The following is a 21,058-nucleotide window of genomic DNA, read 5'->3' on the forward strand; positions in this document are numbered from 1 at the left end:
TTTTGTATGAATTCACCATTTATTTTATTGCTCGACGAAGTTACTCTTGCGGATGTATCGCGTGTAGGTGGTAAAAACGCGTCTTTGGGAGAAATGCTCAAAGAATTGGGGAGCAAGGGAATCATGGTGCCGTCTGGTTTTGTAACGACAGCCGAAGCGTATCGATTTTTTATGAAGGAAACGGGCATGGATGCGTTTGTTGTTTCGGTTCTTAAAGGACTTGATACTCACAATATTAAAGATCTCGCGAAGCGCGGAGAAACTATTCGTAAGGCGATTGTAAAAGCACAGATGCCAAAAGAATTACGGGCGGACATTGCAACTGCGTACGCAAATATGGAAAAGAAGTATGGAAAAGGAGTGAGTGTCGCCGTGCGCTCAAGTGCAACCGCTGAAGATCTTCCTGGTGCGTCGTTTGCTGGAGAGCACGAAACATACCTTGGTATTGTGGGTGTTGACCGTGTGGTGCTAGCAGTGCAGTCGGCAATGGCGTCACTCTTTACCGATCGTGCAATTTCATACCGCGTTGATAAAGGATTTGATCAATCAACAATTGCACTTTCTGTAGGTATTCAAAAAATGGTTCGTTCTGATGTTGGCGCATCGGGCGTGATGTTCACCATTGATACGGAAACGGGTTTTAAGAATGCGGTGGTGATTAATGCTGCGTGGGGACTTGGAGAAATGGTTGTGCAAGGAAAGGTGACTCCTGATGAGTACGTGGTGTACAAGGAAGCGCGAGCAAGGGGAAAACTTCCCATCATCAACAAAACACTCGGTTCAAAACTTTCAAAGATGATATATGGAAAAATGGGGAAGGGGGTAAAGCAAACAAAAGTTATTGCGACGAAAGAACGTGAGCGAGATACGTGGGTGCTTTCTGAAACAGAAATTCGCACGTTGGCGCAGTGGGGTATTGAAATTGAGAAACACTACACAGCACGCGCTGGAGCATGGACTCCAATGGATATTGAGTGGGCAAAAGATGGACGCGATGGAAAGTTATATATTGTGCAGGCACGACCAGAAACGGTTCAAGCGCTTCGTGACAGGGCCGTTATTGTTGAGTACACACGCCACGGAAATGGTCCTGTCTTGTGTGAGGGGATGTCTGTTGGAAGTAAAATTGCAACAGGAAAAGCACGCGTTATCCTTTCACCGAAGCAAGCACACACATTTAAAAAAGGTGAAATACTTGTAACTGATATGACGGATCCTGATTGGGAGCCGATTATGAAAATTGCATCAGCAATCGTGACCGATAAAGGAGGGCGAACATCGCATGCGGCAATTGTGTCTCGTGAGTTGGGTATTCCTGCAATCGTTGGTTCAGAAAACGCGACGCGAAAAATAAAAACAGGAATGGATATTACCGTTGATACCACAGGAACAAAAGGTGTTGTCTTTAAGGGCACATTGCAGTTTTCTACAGTGCAACACAACATCGCACATCTTCCTAAACCAAAGACGAGCGTTATGGTAAACGTTGCGTCTCCAGAACACGCATTTGAGGCATCGTTTTTACCAGTATCAGGTGTTGGTCTTGCGCGCGAGGAATTTATTATTGCGTCTGTTGGAGTGCATCCATCCGCACTGTTGGAGTACAAAAAACTTTCGCCAGCGTTACGAAAACAAATTGATGTAAAAACACGGGGGTGGGATGATAAGGTTGCGTTTTATGTTGATCGACTCTCGTACGGTATTGCTACTATTGCTGCTGCGTTTTATCCACGTCCAGTGATTGTGCGATTTTCTGATTTCAAAACAAATGAGTACCGCACACTTCTTGGCGGTGAGGCGTATGAACCACAAGAAGAGAACCCAATGATTGGGTGGCGAGGCGCATCTCGGTATTCTGATGCTCGTTTTGCACCAGCGTTTGCGTTGGAGTGTAAGGCAATAAAACGTGTGCGAGACGACATGGGATTTGATAACGTCATTCCCATGGTGCCGTTTTGTCGAACACTCAAAGAAGGTGAACAGACACTGATGATCATGGCACACGAAGGACTTGCATCTGAATTTGCACAATTACAAGGACACCGACGTTCAGAAAAAGCAGTTCCTGTGTACATGATGTGTGAAATCCCATCGAATGTTATTTTGGCAGAAAAATTCTTGGATATGTTTGACGGTATGTCGATTGGGTCAAATGATTTGACGCAATTAACACTCGGACTTGATAGAGATGCAGGGGCGCTTTCGTACATTGGCAATGAAAATAACGACGCAGTAAAAGAGCTTATTTCAAAAGCTATTACCGCATGTAAGCGTCGCGGAAAATACATTGGTATTTGTGGGCAAGGTCCTTCGGATATTCCTGAATTTGCACGATTCCTTGTGCAAGAAGGAATCCAAAGTATGTCACTCAATCCCGATGTGGTTATTAAGACAATAGATGCAATTTACAAGACAGAGCAGTCGCTCTCTAGAAAAGTCTAAATATGAAAGCAGTATTTTTTGGATGCTCGGCTGAGCATGAAGCGTACCTTACACGACGAATGACTGAGCGCGCGCTTGGTGTTGATGCGGTGTATCTTCCTGAGCACATTTCAACGGACACGTTACATCACGCGGATGATGCACAGATTGTTTCTGTGTTTAGTTCGTTTCCAATTACCGAAACAGAATTTCAGCAATTGCCACACATGAAGTATCTCACGACGCGTTCAACGGGATATGATCACATAGATCTTGTTGCGGCAGGACAGCATGGAGTGGTGGTTTCAAATGTTCCTTCGTATGGAGAAAATACTGTTGCCGAACACGCGTTTGGACTCCTTCTCTCGCTCTCAAAGAAAATTTATGAAGGGTACACCCAAATTCGTGAGAAGGGAGATTTTAATTTCAGTGCACTCCAAGGGTTTGATTTGAAAGGCAAGACGCTCGGCGTGATTGGTGTAGGTCGTATTGGATGCCACAGTATTGCTATTGCAAAAGGCTTTGGTATGAACGTGTTGGCGTATGATGTTGTTCCCAACCTCGAACGGGCAACACAACTCGGTTTTTCGTACGTGTCTCTCGACGAGCTCTTGGCGCAGAGTGATGTTATTACACTGCATGTTGCACACACACCAGAGACAAACCATCTAATAAATGAAGAAACAATTGGAAAAATGAAACGCGGTGTTGTCCTCATTAATACGAGCCGCGGGGCTGTTGTGGATACAGAGGCGCTTATTAAGGGCCTAACGACAGGGCAAATTGGGGGTGCCGGTCTTGATGTGCTTGAGGAAGAAGGGGTGATTCGCGATGAAATGCAATTTGTTCTTTCGGGAAAAGGTGAAGGGCACGATTTGCGAACAGCTCTTGCAAATCACGTACTTATCGATATGCCAAACGTTATCGTGACTCCACACATTGCGTTCAACACACAAGAAGCGGTTGAACGTATTTTGGAAACAACAATTGACAACATCGAGGCGTTTATGAAAGGAGCTCCACATAACGTTGTGACACAGGTATGAGTCGGATTTCAAACATACGCGCGGATGTCATGCAAGATTCTCGCGGAGAGGACACTATTTCGTGCACAGTGACACTTGAGAGTGGTGTTGCAGTGAGTGCATCTGTACCGCAGGGAAAGAGTACTGGATCGCATGAGGCAATTTCAGTGTCAGCACACACTGCAGTTGCACATATACAGGCACTAACACCGCAACTCATTGGACGTGAGAGTGGTACTCAAAAAGATATTGACGCACTGCTGTGTGAACGTGCGGGTGAACAAAAAAAAGAACTTGGAGGAAATACAACACTCGTCATTTCGATTGCGGTAGCGCGTGCACACGCACAAGAGATCGGTATTCCATTGTGGAGATATCTTCGTGAGCAGGCGCATATAGAAACATTTCCAAGTCCGTTTCCACGACCCTTTGTCAATATCATTAATGGCGGAGCACACACTGGAAATACAAGACTCTTTCAAGAATACATTGTTGTTCCTCAGGAAGATTCAATAGATGCGTGTCTTTCATTGGCAGAACAGATATTGGACACTATTGGAAAAAAAATTGACACACTGTACCCAGGAACACCGCGAGGAGATGAGGGTGGATATGCACTCCAGACACGTGATCCACTTGAACCCTTTTCGTTGATTCATGCTGTAGGAGGGAATGTTGTGTTTGCACTTGATGCAGCGGCAACGGAAAGTGCGTATTCAGACGATGAACGAACGCGACTTTTTGGTGAGATACAGTCGGCATTTCCGTTGCGTTTTTTGGAAGATCCGTACGGTGAGGAGTCATTTACATTATTTGCACAGTTACAAAAAACATTTCCACAGGTGGTTATTGTTGGAGATGATTTGACGACAACGAATAGCATCCGTATCAAAAGGGCACATGAGGAAAAAAGTATTACTGGTGTGATTATTAAACCAAATCAAATTGGTACGGTGAGTGAATCGCTAGAAGCGGTGCGAAATGCGCGTGGAAATGGTTGGACGGTTATTGCGTCACATCGTTCAGGGGAAACAGACGATGCCTTTATTGCTGATTTTGCGTATGGAGTAGGTGCAGATGGAATAAAAATTGGAGCACCTGTCCAGCATGAAAGAAAGGCAAAATATGATAGACTACGTGCCATTGGAAGAGAGATAACAACATAACGTATGCACACAAAAAATATTATCGTTGGAATTATTATTGTAGTAGCACTTATTGCACTCGTTCTGTGGGGTACAAAGGCCCAAGCTCCTGTTGTGCAGGAGGAGATGGCGTCAACAACACAGCAAGCGGGTACCACACGAACTATGACACCAGTACAAGGATTGACCGTTGAAGTTATACAGGAGGGAACAGGGCAAGAGGCAAAGGCGGGGGATATGGTTTCGGTACACTACACGGGTACACTTACCGATGGAACAAAATTTGATTCAAGCGTTGATCGGGGTACACCATTTGAATTTCAACTTGGTGTTGGGCAAGTAATTGCAGGTTGGGATGCTGGCGTTGCCGGAATGAAGGTTGGAGAAAAAAGAAAATTAACGATTGCTCCAGAATTGGGGTACGGAGCTCGGGGTGCAGGTGGCGTTATCCCTCCAAACGCAACACTTCTTTTTGACGTTGAGCTTCTTGGAATTAAATAACATTACGTAGAAAGTGAATTCGACAAAACCGCGCGGATACACTCCGTGCGGTTTTGATATGTACCGTCTTTGTCAGATACCATATACCACATACCATGTTCTGCATACCATTTTCCAGCTCTCTTGATTATTTCTGCCCTTTTTGGTACAGTACACCAGCTATGAAAGCAGATATACACCCAACATATTTTCCAAAGGCGGCTGTTAAGTGCGCTTGCGGAAACACATTCACTATTGGTTCAACAAAGGAAAAAATAGATGTTGAAGTGTGTTCGGCATGCCATCCTTTTTACGTAGGTGATGAGAGTAAGAAGATTCTCGCAGGACGTATGGAGAAATTCAAAACTCGTCAATCTACAACTGCTGCAAAACGTGAGGAGGCAAAGAAGCATGCAAGTGCAAAAAAGGCACAAACAACAGCTTCTGACGTTGCAACAGAAAACTAACCTTGCAGATATTTTCACGACAGTTGTGTCCTTTTAGGGTACAGCTGTTTTGATATACTGAATGATACCGGTGAAGCATAAAACTCAAAGCACAAAATCCAAAAAATAGTAAGTCTAAATTTTTTTTGAACTTTGATATTTGAACTTGGTTATACATATGGATCTCGACAAACTAAAACAAAATCATAAAACCGCCTTTTTGGCATATGAGTTAGAGCGTCTCGCAAAAGAACGAAAAGATGTACTCATGACCATTGAGGTTGACCCATCCTTGGCAGATTTGGCGAAGGATGATTTGGCGCAGATTGACGCATCAGAACAAGGTATTCTTGAACAAATTGCAGGAATGGAAAAAGAAGAAAAGGGAACTGAAGAATCGCCAAATGAAATTATTCTCGAAGTGCGTGCTGGTGCAGGTGGTGAAGAAGCAGCTCTTTTTGCTGAACTGCTTGCGCTCATGTATCAACACTATGCAGAGCGAAAAGGGTGGCACGTTTCTATACTAGATGAATCACGTGCGACGATGGGTGGCTACAAAGATGCGTCATTCGAATTCTCTGGAAAAGGGGTGTTCAATGAACTTCGCTTTGAAACGGGAGTGCATCGTATTCAACGTATTCCCGCAACAGAAAAATCAGGACGCATTCACACATCAACCGCGTCGGTGGCGATTTTGCCGATTCGTAAAAAACACACACTTGAAATAAATCCAGCAGATATTGAAATGGAATTTTCACGTGCAGGTGGCGCCGGTGGACAAAACGTAAACAAAGTTGAGACCGCTGTTCGTATTGTGCACAAGCCAACAGGTCTTGCGGTGCGTTCTCAAGCGGAACGCAGTCAACAGAGAAATCGAGATAAGGCAATGGAAATGCTTTTGGCAAAACTTGAGGCGCTCGAATCAGAAAAGGCCATGAAAGATTTATCAGCTGAGACGAAGGCACAAATCGGTACGGGGGATCGTTCAGAGAAAATCCGCACGTACAATTTTCCGCAGGATCGTGTTACGGATCATCGCATCAAGGAAAGCTGGTCAAATATCCCTGGGATCCTCGCTGGCGACATTTCGCGTATTATTGAGGCTCTCGCAGCAGCCTCGGATAACCCTCAGAAAGAGGCTTGATTATAGTGTCCATCTCTGGTATTCTTTGACATGTTGCCCTACGGGGCTCTTTTCATCAACACAATTATGACCACAGGAACTGACATCCAAACAGTCGTTAAAGACCTTTTTGCAGCAGGGGCTCATTATGGGTACCCAAAGTCACGCCGACACCCAACAACAAAAAAGTACATTTTTGGCGTTAAAAATAACGTTGAAATTTTTGATTTAGAAAAAACAGCAGAAGCGCTCAACGAAGTATGTGATTTTGTTGAAAATCTTGCGGCAACAGGAAAGAAAGTTCTTTTTGTTGGTGGTAAGCGTGAAGCACAGTCAGCAATTCGTAGTGTGGCATCTGCCGCTGACGCGCCATTTGTCGCAGGACGATGGGTTGGAGGAACACTTTCTAATTTTGATATCATTCGAAAACGAGTTGAAAAGCTTTTGACACTTTCCGACGAACGAGAAAAAGGAACACTCACCAAGTACACAAAGAAGGAGCGATTGATGATTGATCGACAAATTAAGCGCCTCGATGAAATGTTTGGTGGTATTCGAACACTCACACAACTTCCAGGAGCTGTTGTGGTTGTTGACCCACGATTTGAAAAGATTGCTCGTGCAGAAGCGCTCATGCTCAAAATTCCTCTTATTGCGCTCGCAAACTCAGACTGTGACATTCGAGATATCAAATATGTTGTTCCATGTAACGACGCAAGTATTGCAACTATTACCCATGTTGTTGGTCGTATCGCAAAGGCATACAGCACAGGTACACAACGTGCTCCAAAAAAAGTTGTTACTCCTGAACGAAAACCTTTCACTGCAGAAGATCGTCCGCTCCGACGCCCAGTACGCGTTGCTCCTGCTCGCAAGTAATTCTTAATATTTTCTGAGTATATGTCAGACCGCATTGCGTCTAACCCTTGGTATGTGTACGGAGGTGCTTTTGGTGCACTCGTTTTTCTTGTATGCAGTGTACTTGTGTTTAAAGTGCCGTCAAAAGATTTTTTTGTGACTCGTGTAGGTGATATAAAAACATATACGGATACGAGATATGGATTTCGTTTTAGCTATCCTGCGTCGTTTGTACTTTTTCCGCCTGCGTCGTCTGAAAAAAGCTACACGGCCATAGAGAGGTGCTATACGAAATCCTCTAATGAAGAGTGTGAAGCGTTATTCGCAAAATTTTCTGAAAAAGATAACGATGTCTTTCAAGAAATAAATAAGGACGCAATACGAGAATATACGGAACAACAAAATGCCTTATTAGAAGATATCTCTGGTGCATCTGATTCAATATATATTCCCAGAAAAGATATTCGGGTTACACTCATAGGTCTTGATGAGTTTCGAACAAAGGACGAGATACCTGTTTTGTGCCAAAAAGCACAACCTGTCAGCCCGGATCTTCTCCCTGACGAAATATGTCGACTTGAATCGGCATCACGTGAACTAATGGAGCAGGAAAAGGATGCCATTTTAAATGGGCCTATTGGGTCGATTGTTCCACGTTTATATTTCGATGTCATGCCTGGGGGAATAGTCGTGGAAAGTAAGAATATTAGAGGAATACGTGGATTGTGGATTTCTACAAATACCGATTATTACAACAGCTCTTTCACCACGTATACTAAAGACGGAAGCCGCCTGAATATTACCTTAGAATTAGTAGGCCTTTCTGGTTCTGGAATCATCAGGTCCTCGTATACTCCAGAACAGCAACAGCAAGCAGAAAATGACCCACGAAACAAAGTGTTAGATGAGATTATTTCAAGTTTTGAATTTTTAGAGTAATATATATACATATGACAATCACCGTTGAAGACGTAAAACAATTACGCGACCGCACAGGTTTACCACTTAATCAATGTAAGGATGCGCTTGAAGGTGCAGGGGGAGATATTGAAAAAGCCCTTGAGTTACTCCGCGAAAAAGGAGCGATTATTGCAGCAAAAAAATCAGACCGCGCACTTGGTTCCGGTTCTATTCAGGCATACATTCACAATAATGGAAGTATCGGCGCACTTGCTGAGTTGCAGTGCGAAACAGATTTCGTAGCACGAAATCCTGAATTTCAAGCACTTGCAAAAGATTTTGCAATGCAGATTGCTGCTACGGACGATACTATTTTAGAGGCAGGAGCTGAAGAGATTTTGAAGCAACCGTTCTTTAAGAATCCAGATATGACACTGGGGGGTCTTATCGATGGTGCGGTTCAAAAATTCGGTGAACGAACGCAACTCGGTCGTTTCTGTAAGTACACGGTGTAGCGTCTGATGTCGAGGACATCCTCACTATGACAATACTCATACCTATATTTGCCAGCTCGCTCTTTCTTCTCGCACTCTTTTTTGCGTTTAAGGAATGGGAGATACGGCGTGATACCACAACGACACTTACGCGCTTTTTGCAGAAGCATTCTCCTGCTGCACGTGCATATTTTGTGCGTGGTGTTAGCCGCGTCATTGTTTTTCTTGTAGCTTTTCTCCGCAATGTTCGAGGTCTTGTGGTGTATGTGCTTCACCAGCTTCTGACGTGGGGACGTACGGCGGTGGTGGTGCTTGCAGCACACATGATTCGTGCTGCGCGCGGTGAAAAGCTTGTGGCACAAGGGAAGGTTTCGTCTGAATATTTTAAACACCTTCACGACCACAAGAAAAAAATACAAAAAATACAGGCTGGAAATTCTCAGGAAAATATTGTAGACTAGTGGTTCGTGCTTCCCGTTGGAGCATGTGCCGCCTTAGCTCAGTCGGTAGAGCAACACTTTTGTAAAGTGAAGGTCCCCAGTTCGAATCTGGGAGGCGGCTCCAAAATATGACGGTTTGTGGAGAGTCGAGGTGCAAAAGCGCGTCGACTCTTTTGTTAGTGAGGTACCAGCTCTCGTCTCCGAGGTGGCTCCAAAAAATAGAATCTAGATATTAGAGACTAGAGATTGGAAAATATTTAGTCATTCAACAAAGAAGCCCGTTCGACTGGTGTCGAACGGGCTGTTGTGGCGCGCTTCTACTGAGGACTAGAACCAGTAAAAGTCGTTTTTCCCAGCATTCTGGTAGTCGAGACCGTCGGCACCGTGGTGGGTCGTACGGCCACTGATGGTGCCGGTAAAGTTCACATCAGCCATCTTCAGAAGTTCTTCTTGTGACGCAAGGGGATAGCTTGTTGCAAGACGCTCAACAGCTAGGCGCGCCTCCGATGCTTCTGAAGCGGAAAGATGGCCACCGCTTTCCAATTCGTTGATACGAGAAGTGGCTTCGCTCATGTTGTGTTCCTCCTCTGGTTTGGTCAGTTCTGTTTGTATACTATACCCACCATTTTAAGTACGCAAATCTTTGTTACGAAGATGTTTTATTTTAGGTCAAATCAAAGGTATAATCAGCACATCATGGAACAAAAAGGATTTTACCACCCACTGACTGCCGCTATTCGTGATTTTGAACGTATCTTCCGTGGCATGGGTTTTTCTGTGGCTACAGGGCCAGAAATTGAAGACGAGTGGCACAACTTCACAGCACTCAATGTTCCCAAGGACCACCCGGCACGTGATATGCAGGACACATTCTGGCTTCCAGACGGACGCGTCATGCGTACGCACACATCTCCCGTGCAAGTACGCTATATGGAGACACACAAGCCACCTATTCGTATTATTGTGCCCGGAAAGGTATATCGTAACGAGGCGACTGACATGACGCATGAAGCGCAGTTCTATCAACTCGAAGGGCTGGTTGTTTCAGAAGATACAACACTCGCACACTTGAAAGGTGTACTTGAAACTTTTTTCAGAGAATTTTTTGGTGGTAGTGTTGAAGTTCGACTTCGTCCCAGCTTCTTTGGATTTACTGAACCGTCAGTTGAAGTTGATATGCGACTTACCGGCGAACATGTGTCTCCAAAACTTCGCGACCGTTGGATTGAAGTGATGGGAGCAGGTATGGTGCATCCAAATGTGCTCAATAATGCAGGTATTGATCCGAAACGTTACCAAGGGTTTGCTTTTGGTGGAGGTGTGGAGCGTCTCTGTATGCTCAAGTGGGGAATTGATGACGTGCGATTGTTCCACACCGGGGATTTACGCCTAACCATGCAGTTTCCTACAGAATAATATGAATCCCGTTAGAAATCACTCATGTATGTTCGTGCCCAATATTCAAAAAACGTCGATATATTATTCGTATACTCACGAAGGTGTGATAACAATGGAAACGCACCACGTTTCTAATTTCTAACGGGATGAAAGTTTCACGTGCATGGCTTCAAACATTTTTTGAAAAACCACTTCCCGAAGTGAGTGAGCTTGAACATGTTCTCACATTCGGTGCATTTGAAATTGAGGGAACAGAAAAAGTTGGAGAAGATACCGTGCTAGATGTGAAAGTGTTACCTAATCGTGCACACGATTGTTTGTGCCATCGGGGTATTGCAAAAGAATTCTCTGTTTTGTGCTCCATACCGTTATCGCACGATCCGCTGTCGGGTCCGGTTCCTTCGTTTGAAAAAAATGGAGTTCTACACGTTTCTGTTGAAAAAGAAAATGCGTGTCCTATATACCAAGCAGCTCTTGTGAAGGGTATTACCGTTGGCCCATCTCCGAAGTGGCTCTCAGAGCGACTCGAAACACTTGGTCAACGTTCAATAAACAATGTTGTTGATGCGACAAACTTTGTCATGCTCGAACTCGGACAACCACTCCATGCATTTGATGCACAAAAGTTGGGAGATGCGGATGGCGCAAAATCAATTCGTGTGCGTATGGCACGTGCGGGGGAGAGTATCACTGTTCTTGGGGGCACAACGTACGAACTAGATGAAACTATTCAACTCATTACTGATGCATCAGGAGATACACCACTCGCAATTGCGGGTATTAAAGGTGGAAGTCAGGCAGAAGTGGATACAACAACGGTAGACATTGTTTTGGAATCAGCGAAGTTTCATCCAACACTCACGCGCAAGGCGTCGCAAAAATTAAAATTGCGCACTGATGCGTCACATCGTTTCGAAAATGAGATTCCCGATGAATTACCACTGTACGCACTTCAAGCTCTTGTTGCGCTTATTGTCGATGTGGCAGGAGGGCGCGTTAGTGGATATGGAGGTTTTGAGAGGGCTCGTGCGGCACTTCCATACAAGATCGGCATTTCATCACGTGAGGCAAATAAACTTCTTGGAACAGCTCTGTCAGACACCGAGCTCTCACAGATTTTTGATCGGTTTTCATTCTCGTATACAAAAATAGAAAATCCACGAGAGGTGATTGTGCAAAAAGCTCGAAGTGTCATTGGTGCTCCGTATAAGCGTATGGCACGAATTCGATATGATACCCCAGAGAGTTTCAACTGCTCGTCCTTGACTGCATGGTGTGCTATTGAGGCGGGATTTTCACTTGGTGTTGCGCGTATTGCAATTGATCAATATGCGTATCTCGATGAAATTACTGAGAGTGAACTCCAGCCGGGCGATTTTGTATTTACTAACACAGAAGTGGTGCGTACTATTGACGGAGAAAATTATTCCACAGCCTTGGACAGAATGGTCAAAGACGAAGCAATACGGACACATACACTTGAATATGTCCCAGGAACTGACGTGGGGCACGGTGTTGATCATATGGGTATCTATGTCGGTGATGGAAAAGTTGTTCACGCGTCATCCGATCTCGGTGGAGTTGTTGAAGAAGACCTTGCAACAAGTGCTATTTTTGCAAAAGAAAAATGGTATCGCCGACTAGTGTCTGATACGACGCCAAGATTCTCGGTTACGGTGCCATTTGAGCGTATGGATATGCGTTTTAGCGCTGACGTGTGTGAAGAAATTGGACGAGTGTATGGCTACGAACATGTTCGCGCGCAAGACTTACCTACTGCGTCACACCGTGTTGAAGTAAATCCTATTTTCGTCGCTCAAGAAGTTGTACGTAAGGTTCTCGGTGAATGTGGATTTTTTGAAGTATATTCGTACTCATTGTGTGAAAAAGGTGATATACAACTTGCAAATGCACTCGCAAGTGATAAGGCTTTTGTGAGAAGCTCGCTTGCATTGGGTATTGGTGAATCGCTCGCAAAGAATGAATACTATGCGCCGCTCCTCGGTCTTTCGGATGTAAAGATTTTTGAGATTGGAAACGTATACAATGCAACAGGAGAACATTTGCGCGTGTGTCTAGGTGTGCGTCCTCTTACTCAAGCAAAAAAATCTGAGAAGACAAACGCAATGCTTCTTGAGGCTAAAGAAAAACTCGAGTCGGCATTTGGCGTTGATGTGAACGAATATATTTCTGAAGAGACGCTCGAGTTTGATCTTGGTGTTATTGCACAAACACATATCCTCACACAGCCGGAGTTTGCACCCGTTGCACAGGCTACTCAGTTTGTACCGATGTCATCGTATCCGTTTGTGTTGCGTGATATTGCAGTGTGGATTCCTGATGGTACAGGAAAGGGAGAAGATATTGTGGCTCTAGTAAAAGAGAAAGGTGGCACACTTTTTGTTCGTGCTGATTTATTTGATACGTTTACCAAAGATGGTCGCACATCGTACGCGTACCACCTTGTATTTCAGTCACGTGAAAAAACACTTTCAGATGAAGATATTAATAGCATTATGAATGCGGTCACGGAAGCATTGAATGCGCGTGATGGTTGGGTAGTACGATAGTATGCGTTTAGATATTCCCTTTATTTCTCAGTACGATGCACGTGTTCCAGAAAGCTGGCGTCCACGTGCGTGTAGTGTGACAAATCTCTACATGGTTCTTTCGTTTTTTAATACTACGGAAAATGTAACCACTACGTCGCTCATTCAAGAAGGGGAGTCAATAGGTGCGTACGGTCCGCGTGGGTGGACACATGAAGGTATTGTTCGTCTTGCACGCAATCATGGAATACGTGCATATGCACAGGAATTTCGAAGCTCGAATACCACATGTGAGGAAAAGCTTACTACAGAAGGAATAGAAAAAATCAAAGAAGTGCTTGCAAGCGGGTGTCCGACCATTGTATCTGTTCAAAAGGAAAACGGGTCGTACCACACGATTACTGTTGTGGGAGAGTCTGATGTGGGATTTCTCTGTCATGATCCTGAGATTGGTGAATATCAAGAAGTATCCTTAGAAACATTTCTCAAACGATGGAGAAAATTAGCCATTTTCTTTGAGGTATAAGCATACTAAAACCCTTTATTTTTGGACCGTTTTTTGCTATACTGAACAAGTCAAAGTTATCATTTTTCATGCCTAAAAAGACCGAACCAAAAATAAAAGAATCGTCGTATACAGCATCAGACATCACTGTTCTCGAGGGTCTTGATCCAGTACGAAAGCGTCCGGGTATGTACATCGGTACGACTGGTCCTGATGGATTACACCACCTTATCACTGAGGTGTTTGATAACTCACGCGATGAAGCGATGGGTGGATATGCAAATGATATTGAGATTGTACTTCTTCCAGGAAAACGTGTTCGTGTGACGGACAACGGTCGTGGTATTCCCGTCGACAAGCATAAACAGACAGGTGTTTCTGCCCTTCAAACCATCATGACGGTTCTCCACGCGGGAGGAAAATTTGGTGGTGAAGGATATAAAGTTTCGGGAGGATTGCACGGGGTGGGAGTATCTGTGGTGAACGCACTCTCAAGTTACATGCGCACTGACGTCTATCGCGACGGAGGGCACTACATGCAGGAATATCATCAAGGTAAGCCAAAAGGCAGTACGAAAAAACTGGAGAGTTCTAATTTGCGTGGAACGACACAGACGTTCGAGGCAGATCCAGAAATTTTTCCAGAAATTGTGTACAACTGGGACAAGATTGTTAACCACATGCGCCAACAGGCGTACTTGGTGCGCGGATTGCGTATTGCAGTGATAGACGCACGAGAAGCGGGTGACACGGTAGATTTTAATGAAACAATGTACACACGAGATCTCGGGCTCGATGTGCCATCAATGACGTTTTACTTTGAAGGTGGGCTTATTTCATTCATTCGACACCAAAATGAATTTCAGAAATCATTGCACAAAACTATTTTCTTTGTTGAAAAAGAACAAGAGGGTGTTGATGTTGAAGTTGCATTGCAATACGTTGATGATGTTACGAATCACATTTTTGCGTTTGCAAACAATACGTACAACAGTGAAGGGGGAACACACATCACTGGATTTAAGACTGCACTAACTCGAACCCTCAACATATACGCAAAGAAAACAAATATTTTAAAGGAATCAGACGGCCCGTTTTCTGGAGATGATGTGCTCGAGGGGCTCTCTGCTGTCGTGTCTGTAAAACTTCGAGAGATTCAATTCGAAGGTCAAACAAAAGCAAAACTGGGAAGTGTTGAAGCTCGAAGTGCCGTTGAAGCAGTATTTGGTGAGGCGTTCACCGTCTTTCTTGAAGAACATCCAGAAGAAGCTCGTGCAATCATCAGTAAGGTAGTACTCGCGCTTCGCGCTCGTAAGGCTGCAAAAGCAGCAAAAGATAGTATTTTGCGAAAAGGTGCACTTGAAGGAATGACGCTTCCGGGGAAATTGGCAGATTGTCAGACAAAAGACGCTTCGGAATCAGAACTTTTCATTGTGGAGGGAGAATCAGCTGGAGGTACGGCAAAAACAGGGCGTGATCGTCGCACACAAGCAATCCTTCCGTTGCGTGGAAAAATTCTCAACGTGGAACGCGCACGACTTGATCGTATGCTTGGTTCTGAACAAATAAAAAATTTGGTGATTGCGCTTGGTACTGCTATCTCGGATACGTTTGATATTTCAAAACTTCGCTATCACAAAGTTGTGATTGCGACAGACGCCGACGTGGACGGTGCACACATTCGCACACTTTTGCTCACATTGTTTTATAGGTACTTTAAACCGCTGATTGAAGGTGGGTTTATTTACATTGCCCAACCACCACTCTACAAGGTGAAGAAAGCAAAAGAGGTGCACTATTTCTATACCGAAGAAGAGAAAGATGCATTCTTGAAAGAAGAAGGAGTTGACGTGCGGGATGTTGAAGAAGAGTCGGAGGGTTCTAATGAAAATGGAGAAGGTGAAGAACCTGAAGATGTTTCTGAAGCTAATGAAGCTAACGAAACTAAAAAGCTAACCAAGCAACCAAAACTGTCCATTCAACGATACAAAGGTCTTGGAGAAATGAATGCTGATGAGTTGTGGGAAACAACAATGGATCCTGCGCGACGTATCTTGAAGCAAGTTGATATCGAAGACGCACAAGAGGCGGATCGTATCTTTGATATTCTTATGGGAACAGACGTACCATCACGTAAGACGTTTATTCAGAGTAATGCAAAACTCGCGAATATTGATATCTAGATGCGGAACGCGTGGACAGAACGCAGGTTCATACAGAAGTAAAAAATTCACGAGATAACGTGGGTTTTTTGTATCTCAAGGTTCGATCTCGTGTTGGCTTGACAGTATCAAATGATTAGTATATAATGCGCATTGTAATTAATCAGTATTTAAAATGGCCTAGCAAAGCCACCAAAAGTAAGCACAAAGCTCAAAGTATAAAGCTCAAAAAATAACCAACGTCTAAACCAATCACTAACTTCTCACTACTAACACCTAACCCAAATTATTTATGGAACTCTTCTTTATCCCAAAGCAACCAAAATATAAGGACCTCGGCATCAAAGCATTGAGTGTTCTTGGTGGTCTTACTCTTATTGCTGGTGTGGTATGGGTTGGTGCGCGTGGTCTCGTACTCTTTCCAAACGTAGAAAGCGCGCTTGCAACTGCAGTTGCCAGTGTGCAATCACTCTTTATTCCTGCAGAACGTATCGTTGTCGCGACTGTTGATAGTCAAATTGTGGTGAATAAACCATTCACCCTTACATGGGAACATCGAAATAAGAGTGCAGAAGGTTCATACACATTTTCATACGAATGTTCTGATGTAGTACACCTTGCACGACGCGTTGCTGGTGCAGATACAACACTTTTCTGTAACACACCACTTTCATTGACAGCAGATGAGAAAGAAATAACTCTCGTCGCCGTTGGTGGTGTTACTGGTGTTGTTACGATTCCTGTTTCCGTGCGTTTTACTGAAAATAACAGCTCGATTGTGTCTCGCGAAGGAACGCGCACACTTCTTGTACAAGATACGTACTTTGACACCGCAACAAGTACGACAGCATCGGTGGTATCGGGCACAACAACAACAGCAACAACAACAGCAACCAATACCAATCCTATTGGACAAACAATCACTGTTCCCATTACCGTTCCTCCATTTTCTGATCCAAACGGAAAGCCAGATTTGGCACCTCGCGTTATTGCGGTAGGGCTCGTTGATACAAAAACAGGAGTGTTCACAGAAGTAGATGACATTCCACACACACTTCCTACAGGAAAGCGCGGTGCAATTAAATTTGAAGTTCGTAATGATGGAACAAAAGAAACATCAGATTGGAAATTTGAAGTTGCACTTCCAACATCTCCTGACTATACCTACACATCAGCAACACAACAGTCACTCTTCCCGGGAGATCGTATTGAATACGTTATCGGATTTGATCGTGTGCGAAATGCTGATACGGACTCATTCCGTATAGAAGTAGACCCAAAGGGTTCGGTGAATGAGTCAAACGAATCAAACAACATCAAGACGGGAACCATCATTATTACCAAATAGAGTATTGCCGTGTTCATGGGTTGATGCCGTTCTTCCTGAGTGGGGGAACGGTATTGACTTTATACACAAAATGTGCTAATATTCGAACCACATACCGATGCATATGGAACATACAGCTCCACACAAAAATATCAAAACACACACACAACCACAGAGTCCTGCGGGTGCCTTTTTGGCACTTCTTACGGAACACCCTGTGTTGGTGAGTATTTTGTGGGGTGGATTTTTCATTGTCCTTCTCGGTCTTTCGTTTGCTCTTGGATTGGTACCAAAACTCGATACGGAAACTCCTACTGTTGCAGTTGCAAGCACAACGGTGTTTCAACAGGTATCAGCGTCACAGGAAGATAGTTCACCGGTGCGTATTGTGATTGAACGTGTTGGTGTGGATGTGATGATTAGTAATCCAGAAACACGTGACATTGAAACTCTCGATGCCGCACTTTTGAATGGAGCGGTCCACTATCCAGGTTCTGGTAATTTGGAAGATACAAGTAACATGTTTATTTTTGGTCATAGTACCGGATTTCGTGTGGTGCAAAATGAAGCGTTCAAGGCGTTCAGTGGTTTGAAAAATATACACAACGATGACCTTATTCGCGTGCAATCAAAGACTAAAGAGTACGTCTATCGTGTTACGAAGACCTCACTTGTCGATGCGGACAATGTGCTTGTTGATCTTTCGAGTACGCATAAAAAATTAACGCTCTCAACATGTAACGCCTTTGGTCAGAAACAAGAGCGATATGTAGTTGAAGCGGATTTCGTTGGCAGTTATACTCTCACACCACAGTAGTGGGAGATATTGACTTTTAATTTTTTGGGATGTATAATACAAAAACCTATATAATAATCAAATACATATGTTTACAACAATTACACGGACAATTCGGTACAACATGCTTGCCACAGGAGTTTCTCTACTTCTTGTCGGCGCCGTTATTGTGCCTGGCGCAATGCTTGCCCAGCAAGTAACAGGTGTCGATGAGACAGTGAATGCACGTGCGTCTGAAAAGGTGATTGAACCAGCTCCCACTGAGCCAGCTCCAACTCCAACTCCAGATCCGGTGGAACCAACTCCCATTGATCCTCCGGTTTCAGTAGAGCCAGTTTCAAATCCGAATCCTTCTCCAGTACTTGTTGAAGAAACATGTGCTCCAAATCCAACAGGTGATCTTCGTGGTCGTGATGGCACGCCATTTAATCCATTTATTGAAACACAAGTTGTGTACAACGGTACGTCTGCTTCAGTGTGGGTAAAAAACTTTTCTGCAACATGTAGTTATAAAATAAATCTTGCGGCATACGAAGTATTTTTTGCATATCCAGATCCGGACTTCATTAGTTCACAGCGATTATATAATGCGCACAGTGTCACACTTGCCCCACAGGGTCAGGTACAACTTACTGTGAGTTTGCCTTCATGTGCATATCAAGTAGACCTTTTTGAGGGTTCATTTGTTCCTCAAACAAATCCAAATTTTGATGGTATTACGTATCCAACGCTCAGTATTCTTGATTGGATTATGGATTTTGAAAATGTTCCTTTGTGTGGACCTGTAGATACTCGTCCTACACTTACTATTGTAAAAACGGTTATTAACGATAACGGTGGAACAAAGCAGGTTGCCGACTTCAAGCTCTATGCGGGTACCATTCCATTTGTGAGTGGTGTACCACAACATGTACAACCTGGAGTACAGACCGTGCACGAAGATCAACTTCCTGGATACACTGCCGGTGTATGGGGTGGTGATTGTTCTGCAAATGGTACGGTTACACTTGCCGCAGGTGACCATAAGACATGTACTATTACCAATAACGACAATCCTGTTGTTATTCCAAATCCAGCATTTTTGAAAGTAGTTAAAACAGTTATCAATGACAACGGTGGAACAAAACTTCCCACAGACTTTCCGTTGTACGTTAACAAACAGCTCGTACAACACAATGTTGTTACACAATTCCAAGCAGGAACATACACCGTGTCTGAACATAACTTGCCTGGATATACAGCTGGTGTGTGGGGCGGAGATTGTTCTGCAAAGGGTGAAGTAACACTTGTTGCTGGTCAGTCAAAGACCTGTACGATTACCAACGATGATAACCCAGTTATTGTTGGACAAGAGGCGTACCTTACTGTTGTAAAAACAGTTATCAACAACAATGGTGGAACAAAGCAGGTTTCCGATTTTAAACTTTTTGTATCACGCGTGGGAAGTGAAGCTCCAACCGTGTCGGTTATCAGTGGTCAAAAAAACCAATTTGCTCCGGCACTTTACTCAGTGTCTGAAGAAAATCTTTCTGGATACACAGCCGGCGCATGGGGTGGTGATTGTTCTGTAAAGGGTGAAGTAACACTTGTTGCTGGTCAGTCAAAGACCTGTACAATTACCAACGATGACAACGCCGGTACCACTGGTGATGACGACGATGATGGAGGTGGTGGAGGGGGTGGAGGTGGTGGTCACCGACATCCGAATGTGGTGCTCTTCAGCACGCCTGAGATCCTTGGTTCATCAATTTCTTTGATGCAGGTTCCTTATACAGGTCTTGGAACAAGCCTTTTCCAAATCTTCCTTTTTATTCTTGGATTGCTCGCAATTTCTGGTGGGGTGACGTACGTGATTGCACGCCGACGTATGGGTGAAGATACTATGGAAACAACATCATTTGTACGTACTCAGTATGTACCAAAAGAAACTGCACCAATTATTGAAGATATCGCTCCTGAATTAGATGCGCTATCTGCCTACGATGAATACACATCTCGGACGGAGATCACTCCTGCGTATGCACAGTACGAATCTACAGTAGACGCGGGTATCGACCCCGATGTTCCTGTAGATCTTCCTATTGCTCCTGCAACTCCTGTTGCTGATGTTGTGGCCCAATCAACCGCAGTGCGAATGATTACACAACGAGATCAAAGTATTTCTCAAAAAGCATTGGTGTTGGTTCGATTACAAGATATGGCGCGTGCATCTCGGACACTGGTGTCTGATGACGGTATGCAACTTATTGCAAACTCAGCAGAAGGTGATGAAAAGAAGGCAACAGAGCGCTTGAATCACATTATTGAAATTGCAAAGGCACGATATCCACGAGAAGACGGATGGCTCGTGTTGGATAAAGGACGTGTTCGTGAATCACTCTTTGTTTCGACACTCTCAATGGTTCCATTGTTTGTTGAATGGATGGTGCGAGGTGAAGACAAAAATATCTTTGGATTTCTTCGTATGCTCAAATCACAGGAACAACCTGTCGCTGACTTTGTACGAAAGGTGGTTGCTGAACTCGATAACGCGCACCGCGCACGCCTTGAGGGCGCTGAAGAAAAAACAGCCGTACATCCACACATTGCTGAGGTGACCTACCATCTTTCAAACAATGATTTAGAGACAATTATCGGAGAACTCTTACAGGGTGTTGATGAGCGATATGATTCTGCGTACACATCAGTACGTCTTGCTCTTGTACGTGTACTTGATGTTATTAAAGAGCGACAGGTTACCCGTATTGGTGGTGCATACTCTTTTGCGCAAAACCAAGAGGTATAAAACCTTATCGGGAGATAAGGGCGGCGCAAAATCCACAGATATGTGGATTTTGCTTTTACAGGGTGTTTGTGCTATAGTTATGGGTACAAATTTGGTACTACTCATGAGCAGCAATGTTTAGTGTAGTTTCCAGTTTTATTGGCGACTATAGAGCGAGCGAAATAAAAATGCATTCATTTTCATTTCCGAGCCCAGGAGCCAATA

General features: G+C 44.1%; 18 protein-coding genes and 1 tRNA gene. 18 read left to right on the top strand and 1 reads right to left on the bottom strand.

Annotation, left to right across the window (positions count from 1 at the left end; translation table 11 throughout):
* Positions 1 to 6: 6 nt before the first annotated feature.
* The 11 genes from ppsA (at position 7) to IPJ70_04065 (ending at position 9,456) form a co-directional block, all read left to right on the top strand.
* Positions 7 to 2,442 (top strand): phosphoenolpyruvate synthase, encoded by a 2,436-nt coding sequence (ppsA, locus tag IPJ70_04015; GenBank protein QQR82413.1) that lies wholly within the window; start codon positions 7 to 9, stop codon positions 2,440 to 2,442.
* Positions 2,443 to 2,501: 59 nt separating this feature from the next.
* Entirely contained in the window at positions 2,502 to 3,467 is a 966-nt protein-coding gene (locus IPJ70_04020) for a hydroxyacid dehydrogenase (GenBank protein QQR82926.1), read from the top strand.
* A complete protein-coding gene (locus IPJ70_04025) occupies positions 3,464 to 4,612 on the top strand; it encodes a hypothetical protein (GenBank protein ID QQR82414.1) in 1,149 nt (382 codons plus the stop codon). Before IPJ70_04020 ends, IPJ70_04025 begins: the two co-directional genes overlap by 4 nt.
* Positions 4,613 to 4,615: 3 nt before the next feature.
* Positions 4,616 to 5,092, top strand: a complete 477-nt coding sequence (locus tag IPJ70_04030) for an FKBP-type peptidyl-prolyl cis-trans isomerase (GenBank protein ID QQR82415.1) — start codon at positions 4,616 to 4,618, stop codon at positions 5,090 to 5,092.
* A gap of 161 nt (positions 5,093 to 5,253) precedes the next feature.
* Positions 5,254 to 5,538, top strand: a complete 285-nt coding sequence (gene rpmE / locus IPJ70_04035; GenBank protein ID QQR82416.1) for a 50S ribosomal protein L31 — start codon at positions 5,254 to 5,256, stop codon at positions 5,536 to 5,538.
* A gap of 157 nt (positions 5,539 to 5,695) precedes the next feature.
* Entirely contained in the window at positions 5,696 to 6,661 is a 966-nt protein-coding gene (locus tag IPJ70_04040) for a PCRF domain-containing protein (GenBank protein QQR82417.1), read from the top strand.
* Between the two features lie 66 nt (positions 6,662 to 6,727).
* A complete protein-coding gene (gene rpsB / locus IPJ70_04045; GenBank protein ID QQR82418.1) occupies positions 6,728 to 7,519 on the top strand; it encodes a 30S ribosomal protein S2 in 792 nt (263 codons plus the stop codon).
* 21 nt (positions 7,520 to 7,540) lie between these two features.
* The gene (locus IPJ70_04050; GenBank protein QQR82419.1) at positions 7,541 to 8,437 is read left to right on the top strand and encodes a hypothetical protein; all 897 of its coding nucleotides are present in this window, start codon (positions 7,541 to 7,543) and stop codon (positions 8,435 to 8,437) included.
* An 11-nt stretch (positions 8,438 to 8,448) separates the two neighbouring features.
* On the top strand, positions 8,449 to 8,913 hold the full coding sequence (locus IPJ70_04055) for an elongation factor Ts (protein ID QQR82420.1): 465 nt from the start codon (positions 8,449 to 8,451) through the stop codon (positions 8,911 to 8,913).
* Positions 8,914 to 8,939: 26 nt separating this feature from the next.
* Complete coding sequence (locus IPJ70_04060; GenBank protein QQR82421.1) at positions 8,940 to 9,353, top strand: hypothetical protein; 414 nt, start codon at positions 8,940 to 8,942, stop codon at positions 9,351 to 9,353.
* A 27-nt stretch (positions 9,354 to 9,380) separates the two neighbouring features.
* A tRNA-Thr gene (locus tag IPJ70_04065) sits at positions 9,381 to 9,456 on the top strand.
* 203 nt (positions 9,457 to 9,659) lie between these two features.
* Here IPJ70_04065 and IPJ70_04070 read toward each other — a convergent pair.
* Entirely contained in the window at positions 9,660 to 9,905 is a 246-nt protein-coding gene (locus IPJ70_04070; GenBank protein QQR82422.1) for a hypothetical protein, read from the bottom strand.
* Positions 9,906 to 10,028: 123 nt separating this feature from the next.
* Here IPJ70_04070 and pheS point away from each other — a divergent pair, with 123 nt between their 5' ends.
* From pheS to IPJ70_04105, 7 genes are all read left to right on the top strand, one after another.
* Positions 10,029 to 10,748, top strand: a complete 720-nt coding sequence (gene pheS / locus IPJ70_04075; GenBank protein QQR82423.1) for a phenylalanine--tRNA ligase subunit alpha — start codon at positions 10,029 to 10,031, stop codon at positions 10,746 to 10,748.
* Between the two features lie 128 nt (positions 10,749 to 10,876).
* On the top strand, positions 10,877 to 13,300 hold the full coding sequence (locus tag IPJ70_04080) for a hypothetical protein (GenBank protein ID QQR82424.1): 2,424 nt from the start codon (positions 10,877 to 10,879) through the stop codon (positions 13,298 to 13,300).
* Between the two features lies 1 nt (position 13,301).
* The gene (locus IPJ70_04085; GenBank protein ID QQR82425.1) at positions 13,302 to 13,805 is read left to right on the top strand and encodes a C39 family peptidase; all 504 of its coding nucleotides are present in this window, start codon (positions 13,302 to 13,304) and stop codon (positions 13,803 to 13,805) included.
* A 68-nt stretch (positions 13,806 to 13,873) separates the two neighbouring features.
* A complete protein-coding gene (locus IPJ70_04090) occupies positions 13,874 to 15,967 on the top strand; it encodes a type IIA DNA topoisomerase subunit B (protein ID QQR82426.1) in 2,094 nt (697 codons plus the stop codon).
* Positions 15,968 to 16,238: 271 nt separating this feature from the next.
* Positions 16,239 to 17,294, top strand: coding sequence for a hypothetical protein (locus IPJ70_04095; GenBank protein QQR82427.1), 1,056 nt, complete (start codon positions 16,239 to 16,241; stop codon positions 17,292 to 17,294).
* A 103-nt stretch (positions 17,295 to 17,397) separates the two neighbouring features.
* Positions 17,398 to 18,090, top strand: coding sequence for a sortase (locus IPJ70_04100; protein ID QQR82428.1), 693 nt, complete (start codon positions 17,398 to 17,400; stop codon positions 18,088 to 18,090).
* 67 nt (positions 18,091 to 18,157) lie between these two features.
* Complete coding sequence (locus tag IPJ70_04105; protein QQR82429.1) at positions 18,158 to 20,854, top strand: hypothetical protein; 2,697 nt, start codon at positions 18,158 to 18,160, stop codon at positions 20,852 to 20,854.
* The last annotated feature ends 204 nt before the right edge of the window (positions 20,855 to 21,058 follow it).

This window comes from Candidatus Campbellbacteria bacterium (assembly GCA_016699465.1).
Taxonomy (GTDB): domain Bacteria; phylum Patescibacteriota; class Minisyncoccia; order Phycocordibacterales; family EsbW-18; genus EsbW-18.